This is a genomic window from Pinirhizobacter sp. (assembly GCF_035317885.1).
Classification (GTDB): domain Bacteria; phylum Pseudomonadota; class Gammaproteobacteria; order Xanthomonadales; family Rhodanobacteraceae; genus Pinirhizobacter.
The window spans coordinates 1-4,202 of the sequence record NZ_DATHFX010000347.1; the positions used below are offsets into that span (position 1 = coordinate 1).

The 4,202-nt window shown below is 64.7% G+C and carries 4 protein-coding genes; all 4 read left to right on the forward strand.

The genetic code is table 11. From position 1 onward, the window contains the following. A partial coding sequence (gene trpA, locus VK519_RS11335) for a tryptophan synthase subunit alpha (RefSeq protein WP_324349867.1) occupies positions 1–536 on the forward strand: 536 nt, incomplete at its 5' end. 15 nt (positions 537–551) lie between these two features. Beyond that, the gene (gene accD / locus VK519_RS11340; RefSeq protein WP_324349869.1) at positions 552–1,421 is read left to right on the forward strand and encodes an acetyl-CoA carboxylase, carboxyltransferase subunit beta; all 870 of its coding nucleotides are present in this window, start codon (positions 552–554) and stop codon (positions 1,419–1,421) included. A 357-nt stretch (positions 1,422–1,778) separates the two neighbouring features. Further along, positions 1,779–4,010, forward strand: coding sequence for a TIR domain-containing protein (locus VK519_RS11345; RefSeq protein ID WP_324349871.1), 2,232 nt, complete (start codon positions 1,779–1,781; stop codon positions 4,008–4,010). Positions 4,011–4,042: 32 nt separating this feature from the next. Continuing rightward, positions 4,043–4,189: a hypothetical protein gene (locus tag VK519_RS11350; protein WP_324349872.1), complete on the forward strand. Its 147-nt coding sequence runs from the start codon at positions 4,043–4,045 to the stop codon at positions 4,187–4,189. Positions 4,190–4,202: the final 13 nt, after the last annotated feature.

Here is a 4,202-nt window from a genome sequence, read left to right on the forward strand (position 1 = left end):
CCGAAGACAACGACACCCCGATCGTGCTGATGGGCTACTTGAATCCCGTCGAGCGGGTGGGCTACCCGGTGTTCGCCCGCCGCGCGGTGGAAGCCGGGGTGGACGGGGTACTGCTGGTGGACTGCCCGATCGAGGAATCGGCGGTGCTTGCGCCCCTGCGTGACGCCGGCCTGAAACAGATCCTCCTGGCCGCCCCGACCACCGCAAACGACCGCCTGGCGCGGCTTTGCGAGGCGGCAGCGGGCTTCCTGTATTATGTGTCGTTTGCCGGCATCACCGGTGCTTCGCACCTGAATACCCAGGATATCGCTGCCCGCGTGGCCGATATCCGGGCCAGGTCTGCGGCACCCGTGGCTGTCGGTTTCGGCATTCGCGACGCGCAAAGCGCGGTCGCCATCGCCGCGTTTGCCGATGCAGTGGTGATCGGCAGCGCGCTGGTCGACACACTGGCCGGCGCGGAGAACGCGAACGAGGCGGTCCGCCGGGCAGGGCAGTTCCTCGCCCCCATCCGCGCGGCGCTGGATGCCAGGCATTAACGACGAGGTCGACCGATGAACTGGTTGCAGAAAATCATGACGCCCAAGGCGCGCCCGCAAGGCGCCGCCGCGGCCAAGGGCAAGGTGCCTGAGGGTGTGTGGGAAAAGTGTGCCGGTTGCGGCACCGTGCTGTATCGGCCGGAGCTTGAGCGTTCGCTGATGGTCTGCCCCAAGTGCGGGCACCACCACGCCATCGGTGCACGCACGCGGCTGAATGCGTTCTTCGACGAAGGCATCACTGAAGAACTCTGGCCCGATCTTGCACCCACCGACCCGCTGAAATTCCGCGATCAGAAGAAATACCGCGACCGCATCATCGCCGCGCAAAAAGCTACGGGCGAGAAAGACGCCCTGGTAGCCATGCGTGGCGCGCTCAAGGGCCGCTCCCTGGTCGCCGTGGCCTTCGAGTTCTCCTTCATGGGTGGCTCGATGGGTTCGGTGGTGGGCGAGAAATTCGCCCGCGCCGCGGAACTGGCGCTGGCCGAGCGCACGGGCCTGGTGTGTTTCTCCGCCACCGGCGGTGCACGCATGCAGGAAGGCCTGTTCTCGCTGATGCAGATGGCCAAGACCTCCGCCACGATCCGCCGCATGCGCGACGCCGGCGTGCCTTACATCTCGGTGCTCACCCATCCCACCACCGGTGGCGTGTCGGCGAGCCTGGGCATGCTGGGCGACCTCAACGTGGCCGAGCCGAAGGCCCTGATCGGCTTCGCCGGTCCCCGCGTGATCGAGCAGACGGTTCGCGAAACTTTGCCAGAAGGCTTCCAGCGCTCGGAGTTCCTGGTGGACCACGGCGCCGTGGATTTCATCGTCGACCGCCGCGATATGCGCGACAAGCTCGCCGCGGTGCTCGGCATCATGGGCAAGCAGCCGCGGGCTGCGTAACGAGCGAAGTAACTTCGCAAGACAAAAAAGCCTCCGGAGACGGAGGCTTTTTTGTTCCCAGATGTTTATCCACATGCCCTGTGCAGGGGTTTTTGGGAATGCTGTGGATAAATGCATATTCGGTTAGCCACGTCAGTGACTTGCGTTACGTTGCTTAAGTCCTGCCCATGCTTCCTTCACATTTATCCACACCGTCTGTGTGCGGTCGTTGGAAAAGCCTGTGGATAAGTGGAATATTTTCCTGTCGTGACAGGGATTTGCCTCAACCTGCTCAAGGGATACACACCCTGTCAAAATGTGTCGTAGATCACACTTTGGTGCTACGGTAACGTTTCCACGCGGTCCTTGGGCCTTGTGATGTCGGATTTCCGGTATCGCGCCTTCATCAGCTACAGCCACCGGGACAAAGCCTGGGCGGGCTGGTTGCACCGGGCGCTGGAAACCTACGCCATCCCGAAGCGCCTGGTGGGTATGGAAACGCCGGTTGGCGTGATTCCCCGCCGATGGGCTCCGATTTTCCGCGACAGCGACGAACTGGCCAGCGCCGGCGATCTCGGCCGCATGGTGAACGAGGCATTGTCGCAATCCGATTGCCTGATCGTGGTCTGTTCACCCGAGGCCGCACGTTCGCGTTGGGTGAACGAGGAAGTGCTGGCGTTCAAGAGGTTGGGCCGTAGCGACCGTATCTTCTGCCTGGTCGTGGCCGGCGAGCCGAACGCCAGCCTGTTCCCTGGGCGCGAGGCGGAAGAATGTTTCGCGCCGGCGTTGCGCCATCGACTGGCCCCAGATGGCCACCTGAACTCCGACACCGTCGAGCCGATGGCCGCCGACGTGCGACCTGGCAAGGACACCCGCGCCAACGCCAAGTACAAGCTCATCGCCGGCATGCTCGACATCGGCTTCGACGCGTTGAAGCAACGCGAGCTGCAGCGGCGCACGCGGCGCACGGCCATGCTGGCGGCTGTGGCGCTATGCGTGATGGCGGTGACGACGGTGCTGGCCATCTTTGCCTTCGTTGCCCGCCACGAAGCGGTGGTGGCAAGCCACGCCGCCGAGCGTCGGCAGAAACAGGCCGAGGATCTCGTCAGCTTCATGCTGGGCGATCTCAACGACAAGCTCGCCCAGGCTTCGCGCCTGGACATCATGGAATCGGTGGACGACAAGGCGATGGCTTACTTCCAGGCCCAGCCCACCAGCGATGTCAACGACCAGGCCCTTGAGCAGCGCGCCGTGGCGCTGGAGAAGATCGGCAGCGTGCGGCTCGACCAGGGGCGGCTGTCGCTGGCGATGGAGGCCTTCCAGGCGTCGCTGGCGCTTACCTCGCGCCTTGCCGCGGAAGCCCCCGCCGACATCGCGCGGCAGCTGGCCCACGCTGATACATGGTCGTATGTCGGCATGATCGGTTGGCGGCAAGGCAAGCTCGACGCCGCCGAGAGCAGCTTTGCATCAGGCCAGGCGATCCTGGAGCGCGCCGCCGCGCTTGCGCCCAGCGATGCACGCGTCGCCTTCCAGCGCATCACCTTCGCCAACAACCTGGGTCACGTGATGGAAGCCCGCGGCCAGCTCGATGCCGCCGCCCGGCAGTACCAGGACATGCTCGCACTGGCGCAGCGCCTGGCCACTACGGAGCCTGGCAATACCGACTGGGCGACCGCCATCCGCGAGGCGTCGAACAACCTGGGCAGGGTGGCGCTGCTGGGTGGCGACCTTGCCAATGCGGTCGCTCAATACGTTGCATCCGAAACCATCCAGATGAGGCTTGTTGCGACCAATCCGAAAGATGCCAGCCGGCGCGACGACCTGCTTACCATGCACGCCACCCTTGGTCGCACCCAGGCGTTGGCCGGGGACGTGCAGCCCGGCATGGACCGCCTGCAGCGCGCCGTGGACATGGCCGCACAGCTGAAGGCGCTTGATCCGGGCAATACCGACTATCAGGAGCACCGGGCTCTCTATGCCATCCAGTTGGGTCGCCTGCATCGCCTCACCGGCGACATGGCAGGCGCAGTTACATTCGCCCGCGAGGCGCTGGTGACCTTCGAAGGCCTTGCCCGGCACGATGCCGACAACGCTCTGTGGCAGCGCGAGTATGCCGAGGCACTGGTGGAACAGTCCGCGCAATCGCGCGCATCGGGCGACACCGATGCCGCTCGCCGCCAGGCCACGGCGGCGTTGCATTTGCTTGATCCCCTCTTCAAGCGGCAGCCCGACGACCGCGCCACGTTACTTGCCATCGTCGCTTCAAGGCTTTCCCTGGCCGCCGTCGCCACCGACCCAGCCGCTGCCGGCACGTTGCGCATCGACGCGTTGGCATCGTTGCAGTCCACCCGCAGCGGCCAGGGCGATCCAAGGTTGCTGGCGTTACAGGCCATCGCGCTGCTTTCGCTCCAGCGCAAGGCCGAGGCGATGCCGGTGGTCAAGGCGCTTTGGACGAGCGGCTACCGTGACCCGGCCCTGTTGCAGGTATTGCGCCGTGAACAGATCGATTACCCGCAGAACACGGCCTTCCAGCGCGAACTGCTGGCGGCCACGGGTGGTCATGCGGAACTGACTGGGCGCGAGATAGCGCGATCAGCAGGCGACGAATAGAACTGGCAGCCATCAACAAAGGAGACATCCTCATGAGCGGCAATCGCAACGACGACGAGCAGGAACAGGCACCGGCAGACGAACAGGAAGATCGTTCCAACGATCGCGAGCAGGAATTCGAGCGCGTCAAGGTGCCCGAGCGGGCCACCACCACCAACCCGAGGATCAAGAACACTTGAGGTTTCGGCACGG

What these genes read in the sequence shown, in the direction of transcription:
- accD (WP_324349869.1), top strand. Translation starts at nt 552, where the DNA reads ATGAACTGGTTGCAGAAAATCATGACGCCCAAGGCGCGCCCGCAAGGC.
- VK519_RS11345 (WP_324349871.1), top strand. Translation starts at nt 1,779, where the DNA reads ATGTCGGATTTCCGGTATCGCGCCTTCATCAGCTACAGCCACCGGGAC.
- VK519_RS11350 (WP_324349872.1), top strand. Translation starts at nt 4,043, where the DNA reads ATGAGCGGCAATCGCAACGACGACGAGCAGGAACAGGCACCGGCAGAC.